The organism is Acidovorax sp. JG5, from assembly GCF_017939685.1.
GTDB lineage: Bacteria > Pseudomonadota > Gammaproteobacteria > Burkholderiales > Burkholderiaceae_C > Acidovorax.
The window spans coordinates 30,834-57,004 of record NZ_JAGKSE010000001.1 but is presented as its reverse complement, the minus strand read 5'-3'; the positions used below and the strand labels follow the sequence as shown (position 1 = coordinate 57,004).

The 26,171-nt window shown below is 66.0% G+C and carries 23 protein-coding genes and 2 pseudogenes; 7 read left to right on the top strand and 18 right to left on the bottom strand.

Annotated features, from left to right (window positions below):
- Positions 1–24 precede the first annotated feature (24 nt).
- Together J8G26_RS00265 and J8G26_RS00260 are read right to left on the bottom strand one after the other, a co-directional pair.
- Positions 25–1,113, bottom strand: coding sequence for a pirin family protein (locus tag J8G26_RS00265; RefSeq protein WP_210567508.1), 1,089 nt, complete (start codon positions 1,111–1,113; stop codon positions 25–27).
- 240 nt (positions 1,114–1,353) lie between these two features.
- Positions 1,354–1,929 (bottom strand): DUF1439 domain-containing protein, encoded by a 576-nt coding sequence (locus J8G26_RS00260; protein ID WP_087748477.1) that lies wholly within the window; start codon positions 1,927–1,929, stop codon positions 1,354–1,356.
- A gap of 174 nt (positions 1,930–2,103) precedes the next feature.
- On the opposite strand from J8G26_RS00260, the gene yjjJ reads away from it, so the two are divergent.
- Entirely contained in the window at positions 2,104–3,444 is a 1,341-nt protein-coding gene (gene yjjJ, locus J8G26_RS00255) for a type II toxin-antitoxin system HipA family toxin YjjJ (RefSeq protein ID WP_087747947.1), read from the top strand.
- Between the two features lie 43 nt (positions 3,445–3,487).
- On the opposite strand, the gene J8G26_RS00250 is transcribed toward yjjJ, so the two are convergent.
- The 8 genes and pseudogenes from J8G26_RS00250 to J8G26_RS00220 form a co-directional block, all read right to left on the bottom strand.
- Positions 3,488–3,739 (bottom strand): hypothetical protein, encoded by a 252-nt coding sequence (locus tag J8G26_RS00250; RefSeq protein ID WP_210567507.1) that lies wholly within the window; start codon positions 3,737–3,739, stop codon positions 3,488–3,490.
- A 180-nt stretch (positions 3,740–3,919) separates the two neighbouring features.
- Positions 3,920–4,795, bottom strand: a complete 876-nt coding sequence (locus J8G26_RS00245; RefSeq protein WP_210567506.1) for a PA4780 family RIO1-like protein kinase — start codon at positions 4,793–4,795, stop codon at positions 3,920–3,922.
- A gap of 69 nt (positions 4,796–4,864) precedes the next feature.
- On the bottom strand, positions 4,865–5,638 hold the full coding sequence (locus tag J8G26_RS00240) for a tRNA-uridine aminocarboxypropyltransferase (protein ID WP_087748473.1): 774 nt from the start codon (positions 5,636–5,638) through the stop codon (positions 4,865–4,867).
- 44 nt (positions 5,639–5,682) lie between these two features.
- Positions 5,683–6,300: a class I SAM-dependent methyltransferase gene (locus J8G26_RS00235; RefSeq protein ID WP_210567505.1), complete on the bottom strand. Its 618-nt coding sequence runs from the start codon at positions 6,298–6,300 to the stop codon at positions 5,683–5,685.
- A 232-nt stretch (positions 6,301–6,532) separates the two neighbouring features.
- Positions 6,533–6,652 (bottom strand): annotated as a pseudogene (locus J8G26_RS19240) (VOC family protein); the annotation flags it as partial.
- 29 nt (positions 6,653–6,681) lie between these two features.
- A complete protein-coding gene (locus J8G26_RS00230) occupies positions 6,682–8,337 on the bottom strand; it encodes a M48 family metalloprotease (protein ID WP_210567504.1) in 1,656 nt (551 codons plus the stop codon).
- Between the two features lie 14 nt (positions 8,338–8,351).
- Positions 8,352–8,759 (bottom strand): hypothetical protein, encoded by a 408-nt coding sequence (locus J8G26_RS00225; RefSeq protein ID WP_087747936.1) that lies wholly within the window; start codon positions 8,757–8,759, stop codon positions 8,352–8,354.
- Positions 8,760–10,277 (bottom strand): CHASE2 domain-containing protein, encoded by a 1,518-nt coding sequence (locus tag J8G26_RS00220; protein WP_210567503.1) that lies wholly within the window; start codon positions 10,275–10,277, stop codon positions 8,760–8,762. It lies immediately after the preceding gene.
- Positions 10,278–10,487: 210 nt separating this feature from the next.
- Between J8G26_RS00220 and J8G26_RS00215 the strand changes: the two are divergent.
- A pseudogene (locus J8G26_RS00215) lies at positions 10,488–11,255 on the top strand (Fic family protein); the annotation flags it as partial.
- A gap of 498 nt (positions 11,256–11,753) precedes the next feature.
- Here J8G26_RS00215 and J8G26_RS00210 read toward each other — a convergent pair.
- Positions 11,754–12,530 carry a tyrosine-protein phosphatase gene (locus J8G26_RS00210; protein ID WP_210567786.1) on the bottom strand — a complete coding sequence of 259 codons (777 nt, stop codon included), beginning with the start codon at positions 12,528–12,530 and terminating at the stop codon, positions 11,754–11,756.
- 90 nt (positions 12,531–12,620) lie between these two features.
- Positions 12,621–15,533 (bottom strand): DNA topoisomerase III, encoded by a 2,913-nt coding sequence (locus J8G26_RS00205; protein WP_210567502.1) that lies wholly within the window; start codon positions 15,531–15,533, stop codon positions 12,621–12,623.
- Positions 15,534–15,652: 119 nt separating this feature from the next.
- On the opposite strand from J8G26_RS00205, the gene J8G26_RS00200 reads away from it, so the two are divergent.
- From J8G26_RS00200 to J8G26_RS00190, 3 genes are read left to right on the top strand one after another with little or no spacing between them, the layout of a single operon-like run.
- Positions 15,653–16,243, top strand: coding sequence for an SET domain-containing protein-lysine N-methyltransferase (locus J8G26_RS00200; protein ID WP_210567501.1), 591 nt, complete (start codon positions 15,653–15,655; stop codon positions 16,241–16,243).
- Positions 16,240–17,178 carry a biotin--[acetyl-CoA-carboxylase] ligase gene (locus J8G26_RS00195; RefSeq protein ID WP_210567500.1) on the top strand — a complete coding sequence of 313 codons (939 nt, stop codon included), beginning with the start codon at positions 16,240–16,242 and terminating at the stop codon, positions 17,176–17,178. Before J8G26_RS00200 ends, J8G26_RS00195 begins: the two co-directional genes overlap by 4 nt.
- A gap of 12 nt (positions 17,179–17,190) precedes the next feature.
- Complete coding sequence (locus J8G26_RS00190) at positions 17,191–17,898, top strand: sporulation protein (protein ID WP_087747931.1); 708 nt, start codon at positions 17,191–17,193, stop codon at positions 17,896–17,898.
- A gap of 62 nt (positions 17,899–17,960) precedes the next feature.
- On the opposite strand, the gene J8G26_RS00185 is transcribed toward J8G26_RS00190, so the two are convergent.
- From J8G26_RS00185 to J8G26_RS00165, 5 genes are all read right to left on the bottom strand, one after another.
- On the bottom strand, positions 17,961–18,968 hold the full coding sequence (locus J8G26_RS00185; RefSeq protein ID WP_087747930.1) for an MBL fold metallo-hydrolase: 1,008 nt from the start codon (positions 18,966–18,968) through the stop codon (positions 17,961–17,963).
- 109 nt (positions 18,969–19,077) lie between these two features.
- Complete coding sequence (locus J8G26_RS00180; protein WP_210567499.1) at positions 19,078–20,529, bottom strand: sensor histidine kinase; 1,452 nt, start codon at positions 20,527–20,529, stop codon at positions 19,078–19,080.
- A 205-nt stretch (positions 20,530–20,734) separates the two neighbouring features.
- Positions 20,735–21,409 (bottom strand): response regulator transcription factor, encoded by a 675-nt coding sequence (locus tag J8G26_RS00175; protein ID WP_087747928.1) that lies wholly within the window; start codon positions 21,407–21,409, stop codon positions 20,735–20,737.
- An 84-nt stretch (positions 21,410–21,493) separates the two neighbouring features.
- Positions 21,494–22,366 (bottom strand): N-formylglutamate amidohydrolase, encoded by an 873-nt coding sequence (locus tag J8G26_RS00170; protein ID WP_210567498.1) that lies wholly within the window; start codon positions 22,364–22,366, stop codon positions 21,494–21,496.
- Between the two features lie 88 nt (positions 22,367–22,454).
- Complete coding sequence (locus tag J8G26_RS00165) at positions 22,455–22,973, bottom strand: MarR family winged helix-turn-helix transcriptional regulator (protein ID WP_210567497.1); 519 nt, start codon at positions 22,971–22,973, stop codon at positions 22,455–22,457.
- A gap of 140 nt (positions 22,974–23,113) precedes the next feature.
- Here J8G26_RS00165 and recA point away from each other — a divergent pair, with 140 nt between their 5' ends.
- Positions 23,114–24,211 carry a recombinase RecA gene (gene recA, locus J8G26_RS00160; RefSeq protein WP_087748465.1) on the top strand — a complete coding sequence of 366 codons (1,098 nt, stop codon included), beginning with the start codon at positions 23,114–23,116 and terminating at the stop codon, positions 24,209–24,211.
- A 106-nt stretch (positions 24,212–24,317) separates the two neighbouring features.
- Complete coding sequence (gene recX / locus J8G26_RS00155; RefSeq protein WP_210567496.1) at positions 24,318–24,779, top strand: recombination regulator RecX; 462 nt, start codon at positions 24,318–24,320, stop codon at positions 24,777–24,779.
- Between the two features lie 228 nt (positions 24,780–25,007).
- Here recX and J8G26_RS00150 read toward each other — a convergent pair whose 3' ends face one another.
- Positions 25,008–26,165 carry a diguanylate cyclase gene (locus tag J8G26_RS00150; RefSeq protein ID WP_087747922.1) on the bottom strand — a complete coding sequence of 386 codons (1,158 nt, stop codon included), beginning with the start codon at positions 26,163–26,165 and terminating at the stop codon, positions 25,008–25,010.
- Positions 26,166–26,171: the final 6 nt, after the last annotated feature.

Genomic DNA, 26,171 nt, shown 5'->3' with positions numbered 1-26,171 from the left:
GCGCAGCATGCGCCCGGTACCAGGTCAGGCCGATGCGGTTGGCGCGGCAGCCGCGCCGGGCCGATCGTCCTCGGCCTGGCCGGGGTAGCGCGCAAACCGCCGCGCCTCGGTGCCGTGCACCGGGTCCTGCTCGGGCCAGGGCCAGCCGCCGAACTGGGTGCGGCGGTAGTCGTTCATGGCCTGCATGATCTCGGCCTGCGTGTTCATCACGAAGGGGCCATATTGCGCCACGGGCTCGCCAATCGGCTGGCCTTGCAGCAGCAGGCATTCGACGGGCGTGGCGCCGGTGTTGGTGAGCCGCCAGTCCTGGCCCGCCACCACCTCCAGCGCGGCATGCTGGCCCACCTCCTGCGGCCCCACGCGCAGGCTGTCGCCCGCAAAGAAATACAGCATGCGGCGCGTGCCCTGGCCCTGCGCGGCCGGCAGCGTCCACTGCGCGCCGGGTGCCAGGTGCAGCGTCCAGATGGCCACATCGCCCTCGGGCTGCGAGGCCCAGGATTCGGGCGGCGGCGCCAGCGGGGCGGGTGCGCCGGGCAGGGCACCGGCCACCACGGTCACGGTGGTGGCGCGGCCTGCCTCGTCGTGGTGCACCAGGCGCGGAATGCGCTCGTTCCACAGCATGGTGAAGTGCGGCGCCACCATCTTGTTGCGCGCGGGCAGGTTCAGCCAGATCTGGAACAGCTCCAGCGGATTGGGCTCGGTGGCGTTGAGCAGCGGGAACATTTCAGAGTGCACAACGCCCTTGCCGGCGGTGAGCCACTGCACGTCGCCGCCGCCAAAGCGCGCGGCCGCGCCCAGCGAGTCGGAATGGTCGATCAGGCCCTTGCGCACCAGCGTCACGGTTTCAAAGCCACGGTGCGGGTGGCCCGGAAAGCCGGGCACCGTGTCGCCGTGGTACATGCTCCAGCCGTCCTTGCGGCTGAAGTCGCTGCCGATCTGGCGGTCTTCCAGCGGCACGGCGGGCGCGAACGCACCATTGCCTGCGGGATAGGCATCGTCATGGTGGGCACAGAACAAGAACGGGTCCATCGTGGGCCACAGCGGGCCCAGCGGCTGGGTTTGCACGATGGGCTGGGTGGCAGCAGATGAAGAGGCGACGGGAGAGGACGACATCAGAGGCTCCTTGGGTTGACGCCGCCACAAGCGGCGGTATGTCTGTCGAACATGGGGCCCATGGTGCCCCAACGAAAGTGCTTCGGATAGGACAGTGCGGTGCGCGCAGCAGGACGGTGGGCGCCTCTGTTTTGGTCAAATAGTGTCATAGCCCACGCCCATCAAGCGCTGGTAGCTATCTATTTAATAGCTTGTCGTCGAATCCATCCAGGCGCCCATGAAGACGTTCTTCTGCGCCCGTCAGGGCTGCTTGCCCACAAACGCCACAGTCAGCCCCTGGGCTGTGACCGTGATGGGCCCCGGCTGCAGGCCCAGGCCATCGAACACGGCCGTGTCCTGCGGGCGCAGCTGGTGCAGCGTGACTTCGCGCAGGGATTGCTCGGCCAGCACGGGTGCGTAGGCGTTGAGGATTTCCGTGACGGACGGCCGGAGGGTAGGGAACTCCAGCCGCACCAGCGTGAGCTGGTGCGCCCGCAGCGTGCGGTCGCTGGCCTCGTAGCGCAGCGCAAACTCCACATCGAAACTGCCTGTGTGGCTGCGCCGCAGCGCGGGGCCGGCGGCGTCCACCGCCATGGCGGCGCCCAGGCGGTTCACCTCGGGCAGCAGGCGCAGGCGCGGCGCCTGCAGGGTCAGGTCGAGCAAGCCCCGCACCGGCACGCTGCGCGGAAACTTCTGCGCCACCATTTCCTGCAATTGCGCCAGCGGCACGGTGTAGCTGGGCTGGGCCAGCGCGCCACGCCCCAGCAGCAGCGCCGCCGCACCCAGGGCAAGCAGCCCCCCGGTGGCGGTGCTCAAAAATCGTCGGCGATGCAGCATGGGTTTCTCCTGGTCGGAGAGGTGGGACACGGATGCGGGGAAAAGGTGCCAGGCCATCGGCGCCATGGCCCCATTCTTTCCTCAAACCACCTCTTTTTTATCTATTCAACAATGCACTTAGACAATTGATTTAATTGGTAATTTTCCGAAATTTATCTATTCATATAATCATTCATGGCCGGTCTCCACGAACTCACCCCCAAAGCCCTGCACGCCCTGCGCCGGCAGGGCGGCGTGCTGACCAGCGCTGAGTTGCAGGAGCTGCTGGGCGTGAGCCAGCCCACGGTGTCGCGTGCGCTGGCACCGCTGATCCAGGCGGGCCAGGTGCAGAAGGTGGGCGCAGCGCGCTCGCAGCGCTATGTGCTGCCGCGCACCGTGCCCGGCGTGGGCAACGAGGTGCGGGTGATGCGCATCGACGCGCAGGGCCGGCCCGCGCCGTTTGCGCGCCTGGTGCCTTTGGTGGGCGGCGCGTTCTGGGTGGACGAAGCCGATGGCGTGAGCGCGCGGCACGACGGCCTGCCCTGGTTTCTGGACGACATGCGCCCCCAGGGCTTCATGGGCCGCACCTTTGCCCAGGCCCACCCCGAGCTGCAGCTGGGCCACGACCCGCGCCACTGGAGCGACGACGACGTGCTGCGCGCCATGACGCTGTATGGCGACGACCTGCCGGGCAACCTCATCATGGGCGAGGCCGCGTTCCAGCGCTTTCACACCCTGCCCGCGCGCGCATCGCGCGTGGCCTCGGCCGCTGACTACCCGCAGCTGGCCGAGCAGGCCATGCGCGGCACGCACCCGGGCTCGTCGGCCGGGGGCGAGCAGCCCAAGTTCTGCACCATCACCGCCGGGCGCCACGCCATCGTGAAGTTCTCGCCCGCTGGCGACGCCCCCACCGACCAGCGCATGCGCGACCTGCTGGTGTGCGAGCACCTGGCGCTGCACACGCTGGCGCAGGCGGGCTTGCCAGCCGCGCCCACGCAGCTGTTCAGGGGCGCGGGGCGGGTGTTTCTGGAGTCGGAGCGCTTTGACCGCACGCCGCTGCAGGGCGACGATCCCCGCAGCTTGGGCGGGCGCATCGGCATGGTGTCGCTGCAGGTCTACAACGCCGAATACGTGGGCGAGATCGACAACTGGGCCGCCACCGCCAACCGCATGGCGGCGCGCCACCTGCTCACGCCGGCCGACGCCCGCACCCTGCGCCTGCTGGAGGCCTACGGCCAGCTCATCGCCAACACCGACCGGCATTACGGCAACATCTCGCTGGTGCTGCAGGGCGACGACTGGGCGCTGTCGCCCACCTACGACATGTTGCCCATGCTGTATGCGCCCGTGGGCGGCGAGCTGGTGCCGCGCGACTTTGCCAGCCGCCCGCTGCAACCCAGCGCCGCCACGCTGGGCGAATGGGCCGAGGCGCAGGCCCTGGCGCGGCAGTTCTGGCAGGCCGCGGCGGCGGACGCGCGGGTGTCGGCAGGCTTTCGGGCCATTGCCGCCGAGAATGCGAGCCATATTGGCCGCTAGCGCTTATCCATCAAGCGCAGGCAGCTATTAATTCAATAGTAATTTAACGCCCCACCACCGACCAGCCGGCGTGCAGGTTGGTCTTGTCGTTCTCATACTCCCAGGCCGTGCCGCAGCGGTCGCACACATAGCGGGTGATGGTGACGGGGCCGTGGTCGCGGTCTTCCTTGCGGTTGCCGCGCTGCACCAGTTCGGCGTGGCCGGGCGCCTTGCGCCAGTTGCGCTGGATGCCCTGGCAGGGCTCGCACAGCGCCATGGGTTTGAGTTCTCTTTGGCGGGCCGAATCTTGGGTCATGGGGGGGTGCCCTGTGGGCAGGTGGTGTGTTGTGGGTGGTTTTGCTTGCAGAAAGCAAGGGCGGCTACTGTAAGGCAACGGCGTGCGCAAAGACACGGCGCTGCGGCAGCATTTCAAGCCAAATTGGCCGCTAGCGCTGGATAGATAAGCGCAACCAGCTATCAAATCAGGAGTTATCCCTCAGCCCGCCGCCATGCGCAGCCTGCGCGCCGCGTCTTCATCGCGGGCGTCGTCGATTTCGCGCAGCACGGCCTGCATGTCCACATCGGTGTGCGCGGGCGCATAGATGCCGGTGAGCGGGGTCTCGTTGCTGAGCAGCCCGCTCTGGTACAGGCTCCAGATCTCGGGGCCGTATTGGGTGCTGCGCAGCTCGGGCGCGAACTGGCCGAAAAAGTCGCGCAGGTTGGCCACGTCGCGCAGCAGCATGCGCGGGGCGTGGTTGTTGCCGGCAGCGTCCACGGCCTGGGGCAGGTCGATGATGACGGGGCCATCGGTGCCGGCCTCACCTTCTGCGCCTGGCAGGTGCGCCAGCAGGATGTTGAACTCCGACAAGTCGCCGTGCACCACGCCCGCGCACAGCATGCGCACCACCTCGGCCACCAGCGTGGCGTGGTGGGTGCGCGCGTCTTCGGGCGTAAAACCCACGTCGTTCAGGCGCGGGGCCGCGTCGCCGTGCGCATCTGTCACCAGTTCCATCAGCAGCACGCCGTCGTGAAAGTTGAACGGCTGCGGCACGCGCACGCCGGCAGCGGCCAGGCGGTAGAGCGCATCGACCTCGGCGCTTTGCCAGGCGGCCTCTTGTTCTTGCCGGCCAAACTTGCTGCCCTTGGCCATGGCGCGGGCCGAGCGCGAGTTCTTGACCTTGCGGTTTTCGGTGTAATCCACCGCCTGGCGGAAGCTGCGGTGGGTGGCTTCTTTGTAGATCTTGGCGCAGCGGGTTTCATCGCCACAGCGCACCACAAAAACCATGGCTTCCTTGCCGCTCATGAGCTGGCGGACCACGGTGTCGATCAGGCCTTCCTCGATGAGGGACTGCAGGCGGGGGGGTGCTTTCATCGGTGCATTTTGCGCCCGGGGCGCAATCCCCTGCGGTCACACCGGATGGCGATGTCGCGCGGGAGCGGCTTACGCCTGCGTGCTCACATCGCGCAGGCGCTGGTGCAGTGCGTCGTCCACATCCACCGGCAGCTGGTTCTTGGCCTGCAGATAGTGGTGGGTGAACACGTCGAGGTAGGCCTCCAGCGTTTGCGCGGCGCGGGTTTCGCCCGCCAGTTCCAGGCACAGGGCTGCCACCTCGGCGGTGCACAGGTGGTCGTCGTGCAGCGCATGGCGCAGGCGGTAGCGCGAGCGCTGCCCCGGCTGCAGGATGAGCACGGGCAGGCGGTCCAGATAGGGGCTTTTGCGAAACATGCGGCGCGCCTCGGGCCAGGTGCCATCGAGCAGCACGAACAGCGGGCGCTTTGCCGTGGCGCTGTGCGGGGGCGCGGTTTCCGCGTTGCGGGGCATGGCATGGAGCAGCCGCTCGGGCGCTACGCCGTCACCCGGAAACACCACCACCGGCTGCCACTGCGGGTCGGCCAGCAGGGCCAGCAAATCCGGGTGCACCGCAGTGCGCGCCCAGCCAAAGGCGAAGGTGTCGGCCACCACATCGGCGATCAGCCAGCCGGTGTTGCTGGGCTTGAGCGCCTCCACATCGCCCATCAGCAAACACATGCCCGCGCGCGTGGGCACGGCCGGGCGCAGCGCGCACAGGCAGTGGCTGGGCAGCAGGCGGCAGCCGGCGCAGCGCTCGCCGCGCGGGCCGCCGCGCGCCAGAAAGGGCTTGGAGCTGCGCGCCAGGCGCTCGGCGCGTTGGCGCGCGACGGCATGGGGCACCACGGGCGCTGCAGCCATGGTCATCGTCATCGTCATCGTCATCGTCATCGTCATCGTCATCGTCATCGTCATCGGCCCCCCGCGCATTCGAGTTCAAACAAAGGCACCTCGGACTGGCGGCTCAGCCACAGGCCGCCGCCCAGCTCGGTAAAGCCCTCTTGCAGGCCGCGCCGGTACAGCTCGGCCCGGTGGCGAAACAGGCGCGGGTCGGTCAGGTCTTCGTCGAGGATGTCACGCTCATAGTCCTCGCGCGTGACGGCTTCGACATACAGCGCGCCCCGGCTCAGGCGGCCCAGGTTGCGCAGGGCCCGCTTCAGGTCGGACGGGTCCAGGTAAGGCAGCACGCCCTGGCAGATCACCAAATCGAACGGCTCGGCCGGGTCATGGGCCTGGTAGTCCACCACCGAACCGCGCTCCCAGCCAAAGCGCCCGCACAGGTAGTCGCTGAACTCCACGCCGTGGTAGCTGGCATCGGGCAAGTGCCGCGCCACCGCCGCACGCCACAGGCCAATGCCGCAGCCCACATCCAGCACCCGGCGCACCGGCACGCGCAGGTATTGCAGGTAGCTGCACACAAACGCGCCCAGCCGCTCGGCGTGCGCGGGGTCGATCACGCTGGTTTTCTTGTCGAAGTAGTAGCGCTGGTAGTAGGCCTCGTCGAACCAGGTATCACTTGCAGATTTCACGCGCCCTCCTCAGGCTGGCAACATCGTCCACGGCAACAGCGCGCGTGAGGAACGGTGGCGGGCAAGTATGGCGCAGGTGCGGTTGCGACCTGAGCGGGTGAAAATTTGGAGTGTTTTAGGGCTCCAGCGCTTATGCCACCTGCGCAAGCAGCTATGAATATTGCATTATTTTGCAGGCGTGACAGCGGCCAGGATGCAACGCGGCGTTGCCAGCACGGGTGCAGCAGGCCCACCTGGCGGGGCGGTGCAGCGCGCACAGCTTGTTGCCATCGGGGGCGCGCAGGTACGCCAGGTGCAGCGGGCCGCCCGGGCCTTCGCGAAAGCCCGGTGGGTCTTCGCCGGTGGTGCCGCCGCACTGCGATGGCAGGGTGTGAGGCCGCCTTATTTTTTGAACCACTTGTCAGTGATTGATTTTGCTTTTGCCTCTGATTGCCGGGCCGCCTCTGCCACCTCTTGCGGCGACGCAGCAGCTTTCCTGCAAAGGGTTGCCGAGCTTGGAAAGCGCTGCGCGCAGGTCTGTGCCAGCTGTTTGGCTTTGTCCCATCCCTGCGCCTGTCCCGCAAAGGCAATGGCGTCCGGCCAGGCAGCAGGGGCATTGTCGAAGTAAGCAAATCCTTCGCTCATCACGGACTTCGCCTGAGTGCTTTGGCCCGCGCCGAGCAACTTGTTGGCCCGCGTGACATAAATTCGCCAGGCACGGTCCGGTTCTGATCGGAGATTCCTGTCCAACGGATCCACATGGCGCTGAACCGCGGCGCTACGAGTCGGCGCGCGCCGTGCCGGAGCGGGTTGGGTTTCGGCGTAGATTTCGGTCAGGTCCAGCATCAGCACCGGCAGCGCATGTTGTGCCGTAGGGCCGCTGGCGGCCTCAAGCGCCAGTTTGCGTGCAGCACGAAAGTCTTGTTGTTGCAACGCAGCCTGGGCATCTGCTGCACGCTGGTAGTTGATCAGCACCGCCGCCGTGCGTGGCTGCGCCAGTGCGCGCCGCCAGGGCTGTGTGGTTGCTGCAGGTCGGGGCTTGCCAGCCATCAACGGCTGAACTTGCGCAACGAGTGACGCCAGGCGCGCTTCAACATCGGGGTGGGTTTGACCAACCTTTTTGAGCAAGTCAGCCCAACTGCCGGATATGTTGTGGCCCATTTCAATCACGCTGGCATTCAGGTTGATCTGTGCATCCTGCAAACTGATCTGAGCATCTTTGGTTGCGCTGTTTTGCTTGCGCACGTTGTGCGCCGAAGCATTTTTCAATTGCTGCAATATCGACGCGCGTTCCGCCTCGCGCCGTTTTTCATTCTCGGCGTCCCATGTCGCCATGCGCTCCAGGAAAGCCTTGTAGCCACTGGGAAACGAATAGCCCATCTGCATGCTGACGGTCACCCCGAACGTGTCCGCGTCTTCTTCATCGCTGCGGCCCCATGCGGGGGCCAGCGTATTTTTGCCCACTTCGTAGGCTGCCAGCACGCTGTCAACGGCCGTCCAGCCACTGGCATTACCGGCCTTGCGCGCCAGGGCAACCCCGACTCCGGTCCATTTCGCAAGCTCGTCGCTGGTCGTGATGGTTGATTCCAGCTGGTGCGAGTCCATATAGACATGTCCCCATTCATGGGCGAGCAGCGCAACCATTTCGTCTTCCGACTCCATGGAACGCAACCACGGCAGCGACACGTAAATGTTGCCCGCTCCAGTGCAGTAGGCCTCAAGATCCGTGGCCGCTGTGATGTAAACCGCGCCCGGCCAGGTTGGCACCCCGGCCGCTTGCTTGATCTTTTGCAGCAAGCCGTTGAGGTAGGTTTGCATTTCTGGCATCTCCACCAAACCGTAGCCACGAGCGCGTTGGTTGAGTACATCCAGCGCGGCATCTGGCCAGATACGGGCAGCCGGTGGCGGCGGCAGCTCTCCCACGCGAATGGCGGGTTTGATCCCCGTCAGTTCGCTCAACTTCTTGCCCGCCTCCGGCAGGGTTTCACAAGCAGACAGCAAAAAAACTGCGGTGCACATGGCCAGCACCGCGCCGCGACCAACGAGGGGGCGCTTCATGAAAGGCATCCCTCTCACCGAACTGCACAGGCATCTTTGCCCGCACCAGGCGTTGCGCCCACGGGCGTTGCGGCCTTGCCCGCCAGCACGGTGCACTGGGCGCTCACGCTGCGTGTCGCACGCACCTGCATGCTGTCTACCCAGAAATCAGCGCCCCCTACCTTCACGCGGAAAAAATCCTGCTTTTCTTCCAGAATGGGCCATGGCATGCCATCGGGGGTCACCGTCTTGGCAGGGGTGGCATCGCCGGGTTGCGCAAAAAGCGGCAACTGCTTCACGCTGGCCGCCGTGATCTGTTTGCCTTCCGTGTTTTGGGCGGCCACTGTCGGGGACGCTGTCACAAAAACCACAGCGGCGGCCGATACGCCAGCAAAACGCAGAACGCGCGAGGCGCAAAGGGTGACAACGGACTTGAGGGACATTCATTTCTCCTGAAGTGAGGGTGTGTGGTTGCGCCACGGGAAAAAATCGAGAACGTGGGCTGTCCAACCCAGCCACTCCGCAACCAGCGCCATCAGTGCCAAATCAACAATGGGCAGCGTGCCGATGTCAAACCACTTTTGCATCCACACCACCAGCCCCATGATGACAACCGATGACACAAAAATGCGCGCCACCCGAAGCACTACCAGACCGACAAGACGGGCCAGCTTCGCCGCCATTTGGCGAAAAAAACCTGCCGAATAAGGTTTTTTAAATGGTGTTTTCGATTCAAGCTCGCTGAGCTCTGACGTGCTGAAAAAAATCTGGCGCGAATCTGGACAGCGTTCGGCAATCCTTTTCTGACATGCCAATGTGCGCTTTCTCAGAGGTTGCCAGACAGTCATGTGCAGGGCATGGGCCGTCAGCACCACCACCAGACCCATCCAGAACAGTGGCCAGGCGGGTGGCAGTTGCCATTCAAGCGCCCGCTTGTAATGGCCGTTGTAGGTCAGCAAGTTGTCCAGGGCCATGGCATGCATAAAGACACCGGGGATCGGCCCATGCACGGGCGAGGTGATCATGTCGTTGGTGCCGCTGATCGCAGCGCCCATGATCACGAACTTGCCGTTCAACAAGGCATGCAACCTGGCCTCGTCCTCTTCGGTTTGTGGCTTGAGCTCACTCACGGTTAGCGAACGGCTGTAGGGGCAGATGGGCTTGAGCACCTCCTCGCCCGCATGAAGCGCACGAAGCCCGGGAGGGATGAGTTCCTCGGCCACCGAGCCGGCAAACCGGCACCATTCGCCAAAGCGTCGAATATCCTGGTTGTTGACACCCCATGTCAGGGCCATGGGCTCGTCAAAGCGCGGGACATCGAGCCCCGCAACGTCTTGCGCCATTGCCAGGGCGCCGCTGCGCGCATCCACCATCGCACTGCCCGTCCCCTGGTTGGCCGTCCACAGTGGGTAGCTCCAGACCAGACGGTCCACTTGGTGCGGTTGGTAATTGACACCCACCAAAGTAAAACAAGGGCGCTCACCGGCAGGGCTGTCCAGGCCCCTGCGCACCGCAAGCCGACCTGTTTGAGGGTCTGGCAACGCCGCCAGAAATACTGGGACACCCTGATCACGCAGGCGGCACAAGGCCTGAACAAGCTGGGGCAGCGTCTCGTCTTTGCGCGCCTGTGTGAAGGTGATGTCAAGGAACACGGCGCGCGGCTGGTACAAGGTGCCCAAATTGGACAGCCACCGCGCATGGGTGGCATAGGGAACCGGCCAACCCTGTTCCAGGTCAGCCAGCGCCTTGTCGTCAATCAACAAAACGGTGACGTTGTCACGTTGTTGAATGGGGTAAAAGCTGCCGACGAGCGCTGCCTGGCTGCGCGCAGTCAGATGGGTCATGAGATCCGAGCTCGGCATCAGTTTGGGCATGATTGCCAGCATGAGAAACGCCACAACAATCGCCAAAAAGGCTTCTGCAGCAAGGCGCCAAAGCTTCAAAGACGAATACAGACTCAAAAGAACCTCTATGGTCGATCATGCAACAAAATGGGTTACATGATGACACAACTGGATTAATCATTGATGTCTCAATAATTGGGGTCAGATTCCAATTTGTCTGGCCATAAGCGATGGCAGCTATCAAAACCATAGCTCTCGCCCCACGCACCGGCGTTGGATCACCTCTTGCCAACCAACGCCTGATCTTGGCTGGCAACTGCGTTACCCATCGCCCCCGGTGCACTGCGCCAGCGCGACGTGCGTGTGGGTCAGCATGTGGCACCGGCGCATGCCGTTGTGCCCCTGTTTTTGCAGCGCTGGGCAGCGTTCTATGGCGGCGTGCGCCGTGGCGAGGTGGCTTTGGTAGCGTTGGCCTGCGCGCACCAGCGGCTGGGCTGGGTGCACCCCTTTGTCGATGGCAACGGCCGCGTCATGCGGCTGCACACCCACACCTGGCTCACCGCGATGGGCTACACCGGCGGGCTGTGGTCGCCCCTGCGGGGCTTTGCCCGCAGCACCGAGCGCTACTACGCGCTGCTGGCCGACGCCGACAGCCTGCGCCGTGGCGACCTGGACGGGCGCGGCAACCTGAGCGAGCAGGCCCTGATTGCATGGGCCACCTACGTGCTGGACACCTGCCTGGACCAAGTCCGCTTCATGGCCGGCCTGCTCGACTTTGAGGCCATCAAAACCCGCATCGAAGCCTGCCTGGTGTTTGAAGCCACCGTGCTCAAACAGGGCGTGCGCCAAGAGGCCCTGCGCGGCCTGCACTACCTGTTTTTGAGTGGCGAAGAAATGCCGCGCGGCGAATTCAAAGCCATGCTGGGCATGAGCGACCGGGGCGCCACCGACGCACTGGGCGCACTGGTCAAACGCGGCCTGCTCAAGTCCGACTCGCCCCAAGGCAAGGTGCGCTTTGGCTTGCCGCAGCACGCGCTGCGCTTCATGTTTCCGCAGCTGTGGCCGGAGGCAGAGGCGGATTCGGCCAATGTTTGAGGGGTAAATTGGCTGCTCGCGCTTATGGCATAAGCGCGAGCAGCTATCAAAATTGCAGAGTCAGCCCCTCCCCAAACGCTTGGCTGCGCCGCAAATCCATCGGCGAGCTGGAGCTGGAGATCGTGGGCGCATGGGCCAGGCAATGTGGCGCGGGGCACGCGCGCCCAGTCAGGCGGCAAAGGCTTTCTGGTCAGCAGCATCTGCAGGCCCTTTTGACTCTTGCCCAGGCACAGCAAGCCGAGGTAGCTCTTGAGGATGTCGCTGATGGAGATGCCACTGCGCACTGGGAGCCGGTTGAGTCCGGTTTGTACCGATGCGCTGCCCAGGCCCGTCAGCCGACGCAGCGCGCTGAGGTGAGGCTGCGCGTGGATTGGCGGAACAGCCAGGTAAAGAGCTTGGCCTGGCGATCCGTCAAAAAGGTGGAGGCGATGGACATTGCCAAATATTGGCTTGAGTTTGCCGCATGTTGTACGCAACCGGCGACGGCCATCGACTGCATCACGCTGCCTGCAGATACCGCATCGCAAGCTCCCGTTGCGCAGCGGCATTCACCCCCAGCACGTCCACTAAATACGCCTGCAGGCCGCCGAACTCGGTGTCTACCTTGTGCAACGCGGCGTCCAGAAAGTCCTCTTGTACGCGCCACAGCACGCGCAGCACTTCCTCTGGCGCGTGGCTGCCCATGCCGGGCGGGCGCTGGTAAAGCGCGTTGGTGAGCAGGTAGTCGTGCATGACCACGTCGCGCGGCACGCCCAGGGTGAGCAGGATGAGGGCGGCGGCAAAACCGGTGCGGTCTTTGCCGGCGGTGCAGTGGATGACGGTGGGCGCGTCGCTGGCCAGCAGCAGGCGAAACAGTTCGGCAAAGCGCGGGGCGTTGTCGTGCACAAAGCCGCGGTAGGTTTCCTGCATCAGCGCCACGGCGTCTTGCGCGGTGAGCTGGCGGCCGGTGCGTTGCAACTCGAGCGCGCGCTGCACCACGGTGGGTTCGATGGCCAGCGGGTGGTAGGCCACGCCGGGCAGGGTGTAGGCGTTGGCGGCGCTTTCGGCGCGGCCGCGAAAGTCCACCGCGCGGGCCACGCCCAGATTGGCCAGCAGGGCCTGGTCTTGCGCGGTGAGGCCCGCCAGGTGGTCGGAGCGAAAGAGCCGCCGCCATTGCACCTGCCGACCGCCATGGCCGGTGTAGCCGCCCAGGTCGCGGAAGTTGGTGACGCCGGCAAAGGGCAGGGTGCGGGATGGACCGCCGGAAGGCGTGTGGTGGTGTTGCTGCAGTGGCATGGCGAGGGCGTTGGGCTGGGCAAAGCGTGTGGACACGCGATGCCCCAGCTTAGCCCATGCGGGTGACAGGCCGTGTCACGCGGGTGCCGCTCAGCCCAGGTGCTGGCCCAGGATGCCTGCCAGCTCGAACATGCCCGCGCTGTCCTTGCCGAACACGGCGCGCAGTTTGTCGTCGGCGACGATGGTGCGCTTGTCCTTGGGGTCTTGCAGGTTGTGGGCCTTGATGTATTCCCACATCTTTTTCACGGCCTCGGGCCGGGCCACGGGCTCGCTGCCGATCACGGCGGCCAGGGCGGCGCTGGGGGCCTTGCCGGCGGCTGCCTTGCGCGGTGCCTTGGTGGCCGGGGCTTTCTTTGCGGCGGCGGGTTTTGTGGTCTTTTTGGCCGCAGCGCTTGTCCTGCTTGCGCTGGTAGCTATTGTTTTTGAAGCGGCGCCGGGGCGCGGCGGGAACTTGCTCGGTGCAAACTCAAAGTTGACCTTGCCCGCCTCCTTGTCCCACGCCAGGTGGGCCTTGAAGGCGCGGCGGGTGCGCATGCTGACAAACTTGTCGAGCAAATCGGTCTTGCCGGTGGCCAGCAGCTTTTGCATTTGCTCGCGCTCCACGGGCTGCTGCAGGATGATCTTGCCGCTCTTGAAGGTGCAGCTGGGCGTGGGCTGCGCGGCGGTGGGCACGGCCTTGCTGCACACGTAGTTGCTGCCGTGCTCGTGCACTTCCGAGCCGCAGATGGGGCAGGGGCCCAGCGCGGCGTCGGCAAACTCCACCAGCTCGCCGGATTCTTCGCCCTTCTTGTCGTCGCCAAAGTCGAATTCGAGCTTGTAGTTGTGCGCCTCGTCGTCGTATTTGATGACGATCTCGGACGTGAAGGGCCAGCCCGCCTTGGAGCGGAAGCCTTCCAGCGGGCCGATTTTCTTGTCGCGCAGCAGGGCGTTGGCCTCGGCGGTTTCAAAGGTGCGGCCGGCGGGCGATTTGCCAAAGCTGAAGCCGCATCCTTCGCTGCCTGCCTTGCCCACGCAGGCGAAGCGCCGGTAGTTCTCTTTCACCACACCGCCGCAGTTGGGGCAGGGCGATTCGAGCGTGGCGTAATCACCGGGGATGGTGTCGCGGTCGTATTCCTTGGCTTTTTTCACCATGCGCTCGGTCATGGCGGCGATGTCGGCCATGAAGGATTCGCGCGTGAGCAGGCCCTTTTCCATTTGCGAGAGCTTGAACTCCCACTCGCCGGTCAGGTCGGCGCGGCAGAGCTCTTCGACCTCCAGCCCGCGCAGCAGCGTCATGAGCTGGAAGGCCTTGGCCGTGGGGATGATCTCGCGGCCTTCGCGCAGCATGTATTTTTCGGTCAGCAGGCCTTCAATGATGGCCGCGCGCGTGGCCGGGGTGCCCAGGCCTTTTTCCTGCATGGCCGAGCGCAGTTCTTCGTCGTCGATCTGCTTGCCGGCGCTTTCCATGGCGCCCAGCAGCGTGGCTTCAGAGTAGCGTGCGGGCGGCTTGGTCTTGAGGCCCTTGGGGTCCACTTGCAGGGTGTTGACCATCTCGCCGGGTTGCACGGGCACCAGGTTCTGGCCCTTGTCGCCGTCCTTGCCGCCTTCTACTTCATCGGCCGCTTCCTTGCCGTAGATGGCCAGCCAGCCGGGTTTGACCAGCACCTTGCCTTCGGTCTTGAAGCTGTGCGGGGTCACTGTCGAAATGCGGGTGGTCACGGTGTATTCGGCACTCGGGAAGAACACCGCCATGAAGCGGCGCACGACCAGGTCGTACAGCTTTTGCTCGGCTTCCGATAAACCACTGGGCGCCTGCAGCGTGGGGATGATGGCGAAGTGGTCGCTCACCTTGCTGTTGTCGAAAATGCGCTTGGACGGGCGCACGTAGTTGTTGTTCAGCGCCGTGAGCGCGTGCGGCGCCAGGTGGCGCATGCCATGCGACTGGACATCGGCCAGCATCTCGAAGGTCTGCTTGGCCACTGGCAAATAGTCTTCGGGCAGCGCGCGCGAGTCGGTACGCGGGTAGGTCAGGGCCTTGTGGCGCTCGTACAGGCTTTGCGCCAGGGCCAGCGTGGTCTTGGCGCTAAAGCCGAACTTGCCGTTGGCCTCGCGCTGCAGGCTGGTCAGGTCGAACAGCAGGGGCGATGCCTGTGTGGTGGGCTTGCTCTCTTCGGTGACCGTGGCCTGCTTGCCGCGCACGGCGTTGGCAATGGCCGTGGCTTCGGCGGCGGACCACACGCGGTCGGCACGCATCTCCACATCCTCGCCTTTCTTCCACTTCGGGTCGAACCACTTGGCGGGGTATTCACCGGCCTGCGCGCCAAAGGTGGCGTGGATTTCCCAGTAGTCGCGGCTCACGAACTTGCGGATTTTTTCTTCGCGCTCCACCACCAGCGACAGCGTGGGCGTCTGCACCCGGCCCACGGTGGTCAAAAAGAAGCCGCCGTCGCGCGAGTTGAACGCCGTCATGGCGCGCGTGCCGTTGATGCCCACCAGCCAGTCGGCCTCGGAGCGGCTGCGCGCGGCGCTGGCCAGGCCGGCCATCTGCTGCTCGGTGCGCAGGGCGTCAAAGCCGTCGCGGATGGCCTGGGGCGTCATGGACTGCAGCCACAGGCGCTTGACGGGTTTGCCCAGCGGCTTGCTGCCGCCGGCGTACTGCTCGATCAGGCGAAAGATCAACTCGCCCTCGCGGCCCGCGTCACAGGCGTTGATGAGCTGCGTCACGTCCTTGCGCTTGGCCTGCTTGACCACCGCGTTCAGGCGGCTCTTGGTCTTGTCCACGGGCTTCAGGTCAAAGTACGGCGGGATCACGGGCAGGTGGGCAAAGCTCCACTTGCCGCGCTTCACGTCGAACGCTTCGGGCGCCTGGATTTCCACCAGGTGGCCGACGGCGCTGGTGATTACATAGCGGTCGTTCTCGAAGTGGTCTTCGTGCTTGTCAAACTTGCCGGCCACGGGGGTCAGTGCGCGCACGATGTCTTGCGCCACTGAAGGTTTTTCTGCAATTACCAGGGTCTTGGTCATTTTTTGGTTTCTCGCCAGTCTGGCTGTCCGGCATCCGGCCGGTCGCTTCTACAATTCGTTGCCTCACGCGTACACGCGCACGCGCATGTGTGCATATTCAAGTTAACAGAGTTTTTGCCATGCCCCGCACCGCACCGCCTGCAACCCCAACCCCCACGCAGGGCCGTCGCATTCAGACCCGGCGCTCGGGCGTGCACGGCAAGGGCGTTTTTGCCGTGCAGGATATTGCAGAGGGCGAAGTCCTTGTCGAATACACGGGCGAAGTGATTGGCTGGCAGGAGGCGCAGGACCGCCACCCGCACGACCCCCTGCAACCCAACCACACGTTCTACTTTCATGTGGATGAAGACCATGTGATTGATGCCAAGTTCGGCGGCAACTCCTCACGCTGGATCAACCACAGCTGCAACCCCAACTGCTACGCCGACGAGCGGGACGGCCGCATTTTCATCACCGCGCTGCGCAATATCAAGGCGGGCGAAGAGCTGAACTACGACTACGGCCTGATCATCGAAGAGCGCTACACGCCCAAGCTCAAAGCCGAATACCCCTGCTGGTGCGGCAGCACCAACTGCCGGGGCACGCTGCTGGCGCCCAAGCGCGGCTGGGCGCCGCCGGTGCCGTTGCCGCCGTCCAAGCCGTCTTCCTCTAAAGCTACCAAGGCCGCTGAGGCTCCTCGGAAGGCCAAGCCGCGAGGCCGCAGCCAGTGAGCGCCGCCCCCATCCGCTGGCCGGCCGAGGCCATTTGGGAGGCAGTGTCACCGCTGCTGCCGGGCTTTACCGTCGAGGTGCTGCCCACCATCGACTCCACCAACACCGAGCTGATGCGCCGTGCGCGCAACGGCCAGCACGAGCCCACCCTGTTGGTGGCCGAGCAGCAGACCGCCGGGCGCGGGCGGCTGGGGCGGGTGTGGCAAAGCGGTGTGGACGTGAGCAGCGCCGGGCCGCCCCAAGCTGCGAAGGCCCCCTTGGGGGGCCGCGCCGCAGGCGAAGCGGCAAGCGTGGGGGCCATGCCATCGCTCATGATGTCCTTGGGCCTGCCGCTGGAGCCCCAGGACTGGTCCGGTTTGTCGCTCGCCGTGGGCGTGAGCGTGGCCGAGAGCCTGCAACCCGTGTTGCCTGCCGTGGGTAGCGACCAGCCAGCCCGCATTGGCCTCAAGTGGCCCAACGACCTGTGGCTGGGCGGCGCGGGCGGCGAGCGCAAGCTGGGCGGCATCCTGGTGGAGACCGCCAGCTTTGTCACGCCCCACGCGGCTGCCACGGCCCGCACCTCCAGCGCCCGCTATGTGGTGGTGGGCATTGGCATCAATGTGCTGCCGCGCAGCGCCGAGGGCCTGAGCATGCCGCCCGGCAGCCTGCAGGACGTGGAACCCGGCCTGGACGCGCCCACGGCCCTTCTGCGCATCGCGGCGCCGCTGGTGGCCATGCTGCAGTCGTTTGAAACCTATGGCTTTGCCCCCATGCAGGCGCGCTTTGCCAGGCGCGACGTGCTGCAGGGCCGGGCCGTGGCGCTGAGCGATGGGCAAGCCGGCACGGCCCATGGCGTGGCCGAAGACGGCGCGCTGCTGGTGCACACCGCGCAGGGCATGCAGGCCATCACCAGTGCTGAAATCAGCGTGCGGCCCGCGGCCACGCGCCCCCATTGAGAGACTTGCCCGATGCTGCGCCTTGCCGTCATCGCCCTGCTGCTGGCCAATGCCGGCTATTACGCGTGGTCGCAAGGCTGGCTGCGCGCCTGGGGGCTGGCGCCGGTCGAGCAGTCCGAGCCGCACCGCCTGGCGCAGCAGATCCGCCCCGAGACGCTGCGCATCCTGCAGGCCCAGGATGCCACCCCGCCAGCGCCCGCCAGTGAGGCACCCGCAGGGCCCGCGTCCACACCTGCGTCCGCCGCATCATCGGCATCCGCGCCTGCATCCGCCACGGTGTGCTTGCAGGCCGGTCTGCTGGATGCGCCCCAGGCCAACGCCGTGCGCGCTGCCGCTGCCGCGCTGCCGCAGGGCAGCTGGAGCCTGGAATCGAGCACCATTCCCGGACGCTGGATGGTTTACATGGGTCGCTTTGCCGACGACGAGGCCCTCGCCAAAAAGCGCGCCGAGCTGCGCGCCCGCAAGCTGCCCTACGACCGCCCCAACAACCCGGCGCTGGAACCCGGCCTGTCGCTGGGCCGTTTTGCCACCGAAGAAGCCGCCCAGCGGGCACTGGCCACGCTGGGCAACCAGGGCGTGCGCACCGCCAAGGTGGTGGTGGAGCGCGCCGAGGCCCAGGGTTTCACGCTGCACCTGCCGGCCGTGAACGACGCGCTGCGCGCCCAGCTCGATGCCCTGCGCCCCGCCTTGGCGGGCAAGCCGCTGCGCGCCTGCGACTGAGAGGCTGAGCCCGGGGCGGAAAGGCGGGCATGCCGAATTTCCGAAGGACGTGGGGCCTGGGTTTACTCCAGCGCAATCGCCCGTGTCTCGCCATGCCGCATGAGCCAGACGCGGTCCTGTGGCAGGCTGCGCTGCGCCAGGGCAGCAGCCAGGTCGCGCGGAGGGTGGTCAAACGCCTCCTGCGTCAGCATGAATGTGCCCCAGTGCACGCCCATGGCCTGCCGGGCCTCCACATCCAGCATCAGCTGCACGGCGTCCCCGGGGTTCACATGCATGGGTTTCATGAAGTCGCGTGGCAGGTAGGCTCCGATGGGCAGGGCCAGAAAATCCACCGCCCCCAGGCGCTGGCGGATGGCTTTGAAATCGTCGCTGTAGCCCGTGTCGCCCGGGAACAGAAAGCGCCAGGGGCTGCCCGCATCGGGGCGCGTCCATTCGAGCAGGTAGCCGCCCCAGAGCGAGGCGTTGGTGTCCCACGGTGTGCGGCGGCTCCAGTGCTGTGACGGTGTGAAATGCACGCGCACCCCGGGGGCGATGTCGGTGTGCTCCCACCAGTTCAGCTCGGTCACGGGGCCCATGCCCCGTTGGGTGAACCAGTCGCCCAGCCCCTGGGGCACCACAAAACGGGGCGACTGGCCCGCGTCGTGCAGGCGGCGCAAGGTGCCGTAGCACAGGTGGTCGTAGTGGTTGTGCGAGATCAGCACCACGTCAATGGGCGGCAGCTCTTCGGGCGCCAGGGGCGCGGGCACGCGGCGGGGTGCGCCAAAACGGCCCAGAGGGCCTGCAAAGCCGCACAGGGTGGGGTCCATCAGCACGTTCAGGCCCGCCACCTGCAGCAGGATGGACACATGGCCCAGCCAGGTGACCACCGGCGCCTGCGGGCGCTGCGCCAGGCGCGCGTGGTCCACGGGCATGCTCCATTGCCTGGCAAACGCCTCGTAGCCGCCAGCGGGCGCCGCGAGCGGCTTGAAGTCGCCGCGCAGCGAGCGCCAGACCATTTCATACCAGGGGAAGTTGCCAATCACCACGGCTGGGTGGGTGTTGGCAAAGCGGCGGGGCGGTGGAGTCGTCATCGTGGTGCAGCATCAGTCCAATGGGGCCGCATGATGCCGGATGCAAAGGCACTGTGGCGGGCGCGCAGGGCATTGTCCCTGTGGCGCACCCGCCTTGCAGCCACCCGCGTCAGCGGCCCGCCACCCCGTCGCGCGCCGCAAAACGCACGCTAAAGCGTGCGCCCGTCGGATGCTGGCCGGGGCGCGCATCTTCCAGCGTCACTTCGGCCCCATGCTGGCGCGCAATTTCCATCACGATGGGCAGCCCCAGGCCCGAGCCGTCGGCCTCGCTGCCCAGCGCCCGGTAAAAGGGCCGAAAGACCAGCTCGCGCTCGGCCTCGGGCACGCCGGGGCCCGAGTCTTCCACCTGCAGCATCAGCACATGGCCAAAGGTGTCGGCCAGCACGCGGGCGGTGACCACGCCGGGCTTGTCGGGCGTGGAGGGCGTGTAGTTGATGGCGTTGTCCACCAGGTTGCGCACCAGCTCCTTGAGCAAGGTGGGATTGCCGTCCATCCACACACCGGGGGCGTCCGGCTGGGCGCCGTCGTAGCCCAGGTCGATCTGCTTGTCGAGCGCGCGCGGCACCGAGTCGCGCACCACCTCGATGGTGAGCTTGGCCAGGTCGCAGGGCTGGCGCGCAATGCCTACGCCGCTGCCTTCGGCGCGCGCCAGCGCCAGCAGCTGGTTGACGGTGTGCGTGGCGCGGATGCTGGAGCGGCCAATCTGCTGCAGCGAGCGCTTGAGCTCTTCGGTGCTGGTGCCTTCGCGCTGGGCCAGGTCGGCCTGCATGCGCAGGCCGGCCAGCGGCGTCTTGAGCTGGTGCGCAGCATCGGCCAGAAAGCGCTTTTGCGTGGCCAGCGAGTCGCCCAGGCGCGTGAGCAGGTCGTTGACGGACGACACCAGCGGCGCTACCTCCAGCGGCACGGTGCGGTCGTCCAGCGGCGAGAGGTCGTCGGGGCTGCGCTCGCGAATGCGCTGCTCCAGCTGGTTCAGCGGCTGGATGCCGCGCGCCAGCGCCAGCCACACCAGCAGCACCGCCAGCGGCAGGATGACGAATTGCGGCAGCATCACGCCCTTGATGATTTCAGTGGCCAGCACGCTGCGCTTTTCGCGCGTTTCGGCCACCTGCACCAGCGCCAGCGGGGCATCGGGCAGCGGCAGGCGCACCCAGATGTAGGCCACGCGAATGTCCACGCCGCGCAGCTCGGCGTCGCGCAGGCGCACTTCGCCCGGCGCGGGGCGATCGTCGTCGTCGGGGGGCGGCAAATCGCGTTCGCCCGACAGGAACTTGCGCCCCGGCCCCAGCACCTGGTAGTAGACGATGTCGGAGTCGTCGGCGCGCAAAATTTCGCTGGCGGGCTGGGGCAGGTTGAACTGCACCTTGCTGTGCTGCACCGTCACCAGCTGCGCCAGCGCGTGGGCGTTGTATTCGATGGCGCGGTCAAACGGCTTGTTGGCCAGGCCCTGCGCCACCAGCCAGGTCAGCGCCAGGCTCACCGGCCACAGCAGCAGCAGCGGGGTGAGCATCCAGTCCAGGATTTCGCCGAACAGGGAGCGCTGCTCGCGCTGGAAGATTTTCAAGTTTTCAAGCCTTTTTGGCTTCTAGCGCTTATGAATAAAGCGCTAGAAGCTATCATTTTTGCATTACCTATCCAAAGGGTACATCGGCCCCACGCGCGTAAAACTGGCGCGACCCACGCCAATGCACCCGTGGAACTGGCTTCGCCAGGCCGCCGGGTGCGTCCCCCCTTTGGGGGGAAGGCGCGAAGCGACTCAGGGGGGCCTCCTATCCAGGAATCTTCTCCAGGCAGTAACCCAGCCCGCGCACCGTGGCGATGCGGATCGGGCCCTTCTCTATCTTCTTGCGCAGGCGGTGGATGTACACCTCGATGGCGTTGTTGCTCACCTCTTCGCCCCATTCGCACAGGCGCTCGACCAGCTGCTCCTTGCTGACCAGCCGGCCCGCGCGCTGCAGCAGCACTTCCAAGAGGCCCAGCTCGCGCGCCGAGAGCTCGACCATCTTGCCGTCGATGGTGGCCACGCGGCCGGCCTGGTCGTAAACCAGCGGGCCGTGCTTGATGGCGCTGCTGGTGCCGCCCATGCCGCGGCGCACCAGGGCGCGCACGCGGGCTTCGAGCTCTTGCAGGCTGAAGGGCTTGGCCATGTAGTCGTCGGCGCCAAAGTCCAGGCCCTTCACCCGCTCGTCCACGCTGTCGGCGGCGGTGAGAATGAGCACCGGCAGGGCCGAGCCCCGGCTGCGCAGTTTTTTGAGCACTTCCAGCCCGTGCATCCTGGGCAGGCCCAGGTCCAGGATGAGCAGGTCGAACTCGTTGTTGGTCATCAACGCGGCATCGGCCTCGCTGCCGCTGGCCACATGGTCCACCACGGCGCCCGATGCGCGCAGCGTGCGCAGCAGGCCATCGGCCAGCACCTGGTCGTCTTCGGCAATGAGGATGCGCATGCGGGGTCTCCTGGTGGGTGGCAGCGGTCTGGCGCCGCGCCTGTGCGGCGATTTTAGGCGCGCCAACCGGGCATGGGGTGGGGATCAGCGCGGGTCGTTGGTCAGCAGCTTGTGCACCAGCGCCTGCAGGTCGGCCTGCAGGCGGGCCAGGCCCTCGGGGTGCAGGGCCAGGGTGCGCTCGTCCATGTAGAGCTTGCGGTTGATTTCGACCTGGATGCTGTGGCGCTGCTGCGCCGGGTTGCCGTGACGGCGCACAAGCTCCACCCCTTTGTACGGGTGGTTGTATTCCACGCTGTAGCCGCAGCCACGCAGGTGCTCACAAATCAGCGCCGACAGCGCCGGGCTGGCGGTGCTGCCATCGCGGTCGCCCACCACGAAGTCGGCATGCACAAGGCCCGGAAAATCGGTGGCAAAGCGCCCGGCCACGGCGGGCATGGAGTGGCAGTTGATGTGGATGCTGTAGCCATGGCGCGCATGGGCGGCGCCAATGGCCTGCGCCACGGCCGCGTGGTAGGGGCGCCAGCAGCGCTCGATGCGCGCGCGCACCTCGGCCACGGAAAGCAGGCGGTTGTAGATGGGCTCGCCGTCATCGGTGAACTTCCAGATCAGGCCCTTGCCCAGGCGCACCTTGCTGAGCACTTGGGGGTCGGTGGAAAGGGGGTCGGTCCATTCGCCATCGAGCAGCGTGGTATCGAGCTCGGTGGTGTCGCGGTTGGCATCAAGGTAGATGCGGGGGAAATGGGCTTCGACCCAGGCCACGCCCAGCGCGGGGGCAAAGGCGTAGATCTTTTCTACATGGGTGTCTTCGGCGCGCCGCAGCGTGGCCAGGTCGAGGGCGGCGCCAAAGTCGGTGGGGTAGTGGGTGCCGCTGTGCGGCGAGTCGAGCACCAGTGGGGTGCTGCCGGGAAGGTAGGTGACTTCGGAGGACATGGGATTCGAGGGTAACGCAGTCGGCATGGGTGGCCAGTGTGCGCAATCTGCCGGCTGGCGTCCATGGCGCATTCCCTGTGCGGCAGACGGGTGCTGCCACCGCAGCATTCCGGGGTCATGGCGGCGCACCGCCCGCATAGGCCTCCAGGCCGATGGCCACCACCGTGGCCACGTCAGGGCCCACCTCCTCACGGAACTCGGCCTCGGCCTGCGCCACCGCCTCCCGAAAGGCCTGCAGCCAAGCCAGACCCGTGGGCGTGAAGCACACACGCCGTGCACGCGCATCCAGCGGGTCGGCAGTGCGCGTGACCAGGCCCCAGGCCTCGCACTGGTCCACCAGGTGGGCCATGGCCTGCTTGGTCATGCCCGCGCGCTGGGCCAGGTCGGTCAGGCGGTCGCCTTGCAGCGCCAAATGGCGGGTGATGTGCACATGGGCCGCCGTCACCTGGTCGCGCGCCGCCAGGTTGGACAGCGCCAGCGGCACCTCGACATTGCGCGCCATGAGCTGCAGCACCCGGGCGTCGAAGCGCCGCAGCGCGCTGCCCATGAGGCGCCCGAGGTGGGTTTGCCGCCAGCGGTCGTCCGGCGCCGAAGGCGGGGTGAGAGTGGTTGTGATGGGGGCGGAATTAGCCATGCCAAATTGTCAGGCAAACTGACTAAAAATTGCTTTATGCGAACTGAATTGCTCGCATAAACTACTGTTCAAGCATCCAGCCTGTGATTAACCGCAGAGCGATGCCTGCATCCAACCTGTTGTTTTTCAAGGAGTTTCTCATGGACGTCGCAGTCAAAGGCACCAACCCCGCATTGCCCGTGAACACCGAAAAGGCCAAGGCCCTGGCCGCCGCGCTCGCCCAGATCGAGAAGCAATTTGGCAAGGGCACCATCATGCGCCTGGGCGAAGGCGAGGTGATCGAGGACATCCAGGTCGTCTCCACTGGCTCGCTGGGCCTCGATATCGCGCTGGGTGTAGGTGGCCTGCCGCGCGGCCGTGTGGTTGAAATTTATGGCCCGGAATCCTCGGGCAAGACCACGCTCACGCTGCAGGTGATTGCCGAGATGCAAAAGCAGGGCGGCACCTGCGCGTTTGTCGATGCCGAGCACGCGCTCGATGTGCAATACGCCCAGAAGCTCGGCGTGCAGCTGTCCGATTTGCTCATCAGCCAGCCCGACACCGGCGAGCAGGCGCTCGAAATCGTGGACAGCCTGGTGCGCTCGGGCGCGGTGGACCTGATCGTCATCGACTCGGTGGCCGCCCTCACCCCCAAGGCCGAAATCGAAGGCGAAATGGGCGACAGCCTGCCTGGCCTGCAGGCGCGCCTGATGAGCCAGGCGCTGCGCAAGCTGACCTCCACCATCAAGAAGACCAACTGCATGGTCATCTTCATCAACCAGATCCGCATGAAGATCGGCGTGATGTTCGGCAGCCCTGAAACGACGACCGGCGGCAATGCGCTCAAGTTCTACGCCTCGGTGCGCCTGGATATCCGCCGCACCGGCACCATCAAGAAGGGCGACGAAGCCATCGGCAACGAAACCAAGGTCAAGGTGGTCAAGAACAAGGTGAGCCCGCCCTTCAAGACGGCCGAGTTCGACATTTTGTTTGGTGAAGGCATCAGCCGCGAGGGCGAGATCATCGACATGGGCGTGAACGCCAAGATCGTCGAGAAGGCCGGCGCCTGGTATGCCTACAACGGCGAAAAAATCGGCCAGGGCCGCGACAACGCCCGCGAGTTCCTGCGCGAAAACCCCGACCTGGCCCGCGAGATCGAAAACAAGGTGCGCGACAGCCTGGGCATCGCCCTGCTGCCCGCCGCGCTGGAAGCCGCGCCCGCCGGCAAGCCCGCCAAAGCCGAGAAGGAAGACAAGTAAGGCAGCAGCGGGCGCCGGTTGGGCTCGCTGCACTTTTTGGGTGAAATCAGCTTCTAGCGCTTATCCAATAAGCGCTAGAAGCTATCAATAACGCAGCAACATCGCCATGGGCTTTGGCACCCTCTCCCTCAAGGGCCGCGCACTGCGGCTTTTGGCCCAGCGCGAACATTCGCGCGCCGAGCTGGCCACCAAGCTGGCGCGCCATGTGCAAGAGGGCGACGACCTGAACGCCGTGCTCGACGAGCTGCAGGCCAAGGACTTCATCAACGCCCACCGCGTGGCCGAATCGCTGGTGCACCGCCGCGCCGCGCGGCTGGGCACGCAGCGCCTGGTGCAAGAGCTGCGCAGCAAGGGGCTGGACGACGATCTGGTGCGCGCCACGGCCGAGCGCCTGCGCGCCACCGAGCTCGAACGCGCCCAGGCCGTCTGGCGGCAACGCTTTGGCAGCGTGGCCACCGATGTGCAAGAGCGGGCGCGACAGATGCGCTTTCTGGCCGCGCGCGGGTTTGCGGGGGACGTGGTGCGCCGTGTGGTGCGCGACGGCAGCCCTGGTGATGCGTCCGAGTAAGGGCCCTGCGGGCAGGGGTAGGCGTCCAAGGCCTGCATCACCGATCGTTTCGAGCCAAACAGGCCCCCAGCGCTTTGCTCCATTGCGCCAGTAGCTACCAATCTAGAAGCCTAGAAACGGCAGTTGACCGCTTTGCATCCTTGGAAAAGCCGCATGCAATCGACGTTGGATGGCTTCGAGGGCGTTCGCCTGGTGGGTGAGTGCGCTATGCGCTTGCCAGCACCGCGCTCAAGCCCGTGCGCTCACCCCGGTTGCCGCCGTGCGGTGCGCAGCGGGCGCCACCACCACGCGGTTGCGGCCCAGGGTCTTGGCGTGGTACAGCGCCTGGTCGGCGCGTTCCAGCGTTTGCGCCACCGTGTCGCCCGGCAGGTGCTGCGCCAGGCCAATGGACACCGTCATGTGCAGCGTGCCGGTGCTGTGGGCAATTTCCAGTGCCTGCACCGCCTGGCGGATGCGTTCGAGCAATTCGCGCGCATGCTCTGTCGAGGTGTCGGAGAGGATCAGCACAAATTCCTCGCCGCCCCAGCGGGCCAGTACATCGGTGTCGCGAAGGCTGGCGCGCACCGTGCCTGCAAACGCCTGCAAGGCGCGGTCGCCGGTGGCGTGGCCATGCTGGTCGTTGATGGGCTTGAAGTGGTCGATGTCCAGCTGTGCCAGTAGCAGCGGGCGGCCGCTGCGCAGGCTGCGGTGGTGCTCCAGCGCCATCAGCTCCAGCATGGCGCGGCGGTTGACGAGGCCTGTCAGCTCGTCGCGTGTGGCCAGTTCGCGGTTGACTTCGAGCGCCTGGGCCAGGGCTTCGCGCTGTTGCTGCACCTTGGCGCGGATGCGCTGGATGCGCAGGTTCAGCGCAATGCAACCACTGAGCACGATGAGCACCATCAGCGCGTAGGCAGTGTCGAGGTAACCCGAGGCATTGGCACTGAAGTGTGAGCTGACACCGATGGCACTGGCAAACGCCAGCAGCGCATACACGCCGATGCCAATCACCTCGGCCACCGTGAGGCCGAAGGTGCCAAAGAACAGGATCATGGCCAGCACGCTGGGCACCACACCGCGCGCATCGCCCGCCAGCACATAGGCCACGGCACCGCTGGTAATCGTCCAGACCATCTGCGGGATGGTGAGCGAAGGGTCGCGCAGGTGGGCGGTTTTGCCTGAGCGGATGAAGGCCGTCATCACCACCAGGCCGCCCACCGACAGGGCGGCCCACCAATGCACGGCGGTCTGGTTCACGGCGGTGCTGGAATGCGCCACCAGCAGCATCACCCCGGCGCTGCTGGCCATCAGTGTGATCGCCAGCAAGGCCATGCCTACCAGCGTGCGCCGCCGAGGGGCGGTGGAGAGGATCACGTCCTTGAGGCGCTGCCAGCGGGCGGGTGGGCGCAAGGTGGG

Coding starts and splice junctions, on each gene's coding strand:
- J8G26_RS00265 (WP_210567508.1), bottom strand. CDS start 1,113: ATGTCGTCCTCTCCCGTCGCCTCTTCATCTGCTGCCACCCAGCCCATC.
- J8G26_RS00260 (WP_087748477.1), bottom strand. CDS start 1,929: ATGCTGCATCGCCGACGATTTTTGAGCACCGCCACCGGGGGGCTGCTT.
- yjjJ (WP_087747947.1), top strand. CDS start 2,104: ATGGCCGGTCTCCACGAACTCACCCCCAAAGCCCTGCACGCCCTGCGC.
- J8G26_RS00250 (WP_210567507.1), bottom strand. CDS start 3,739: ATGACCCAAGATTCGGCCCGCCAAAGAGAACTCAAACCCATGGCGCTG.
- J8G26_RS00245 (WP_210567506.1), bottom strand. CDS start 4,795: ATGAAAGCACCCCCCCGCCTGCAGTCCCTCATCGAGGAAGGCCTGATC.
- J8G26_RS00240 (WP_087748473.1), bottom strand. CDS start 5,638: ATGACCATGGCTGCAGCGCCCGTGGTGCCCCATGCCGTCGCGCGCCAA.
- J8G26_RS00230 (WP_210567504.1), bottom strand. CDS start 8,337: ATGAAGCGCCCCCTCGTTGGTCGCGGCGCGGTGCTGGCCATGTGCACC.
- J8G26_RS00225 (WP_087747936.1), bottom strand. CDS start 8,759: ATGTCCCTCAAGTCCGTTGTCACCCTTTGCGCCTCGCGCGTTCTGCGT.
- J8G26_RS00210 (WP_210567786.1), bottom strand. CDS start 12,530: ATGCCACTGCAGCAACACCACCACACGCCTTCCGGCGGTCCATCCCGC.
- J8G26_RS00205 (WP_210567502.1), bottom strand. CDS start 15,533: ATGACCAAGACCCTGGTAATTGCAGAAAAACCTTCAGTGGCGCAAGAC.
- J8G26_RS00200 (WP_210567501.1), top strand. CDS start 15,653: ATGCCCCGCACCGCACCGCCTGCAACCCCAACCCCCACGCAGGGCCGT.
- J8G26_RS00190 (WP_087747931.1), top strand. CDS start 17,191: ATGCTGCGCCTTGCCGTCATCGCCCTGCTGCTGGCCAATGCCGGCTAT.
- J8G26_RS00185 (WP_087747930.1), bottom strand. CDS start 18,968: ATGACGACTCCACCGCCCCGCCGCTTTGCCAACACCCACCCAGCCGTG.
- J8G26_RS00175 (WP_087747928.1), bottom strand. CDS start 21,409: ATGCGCATCCTCATTGCCGAAGACGACCAGGTGCTGGCCGATGGCCTG.
- J8G26_RS00170 (WP_210567498.1), bottom strand. CDS start 22,366: ATGCCGACTGCGTTACCCTCGAATCCCATGTCCTCCGAAGTCACCTAC.
- J8G26_RS00165 (WP_210567497.1), bottom strand. CDS start 22,973: ATGGCTAATTCCGCCCCCATCACAACCACTCTCACCCCGCCTTCGGCG.
- recA (WP_087748465.1), top strand. CDS start 23,114: ATGGACGTCGCAGTCAAAGGCACCAACCCCGCATTGCCCGTGAACACC.
- recX (WP_210567496.1), top strand. CDS start 24,318: ATGGGCTTTGGCACCCTCTCCCTCAAGGGCCGCGCACTGCGGCTTTTG.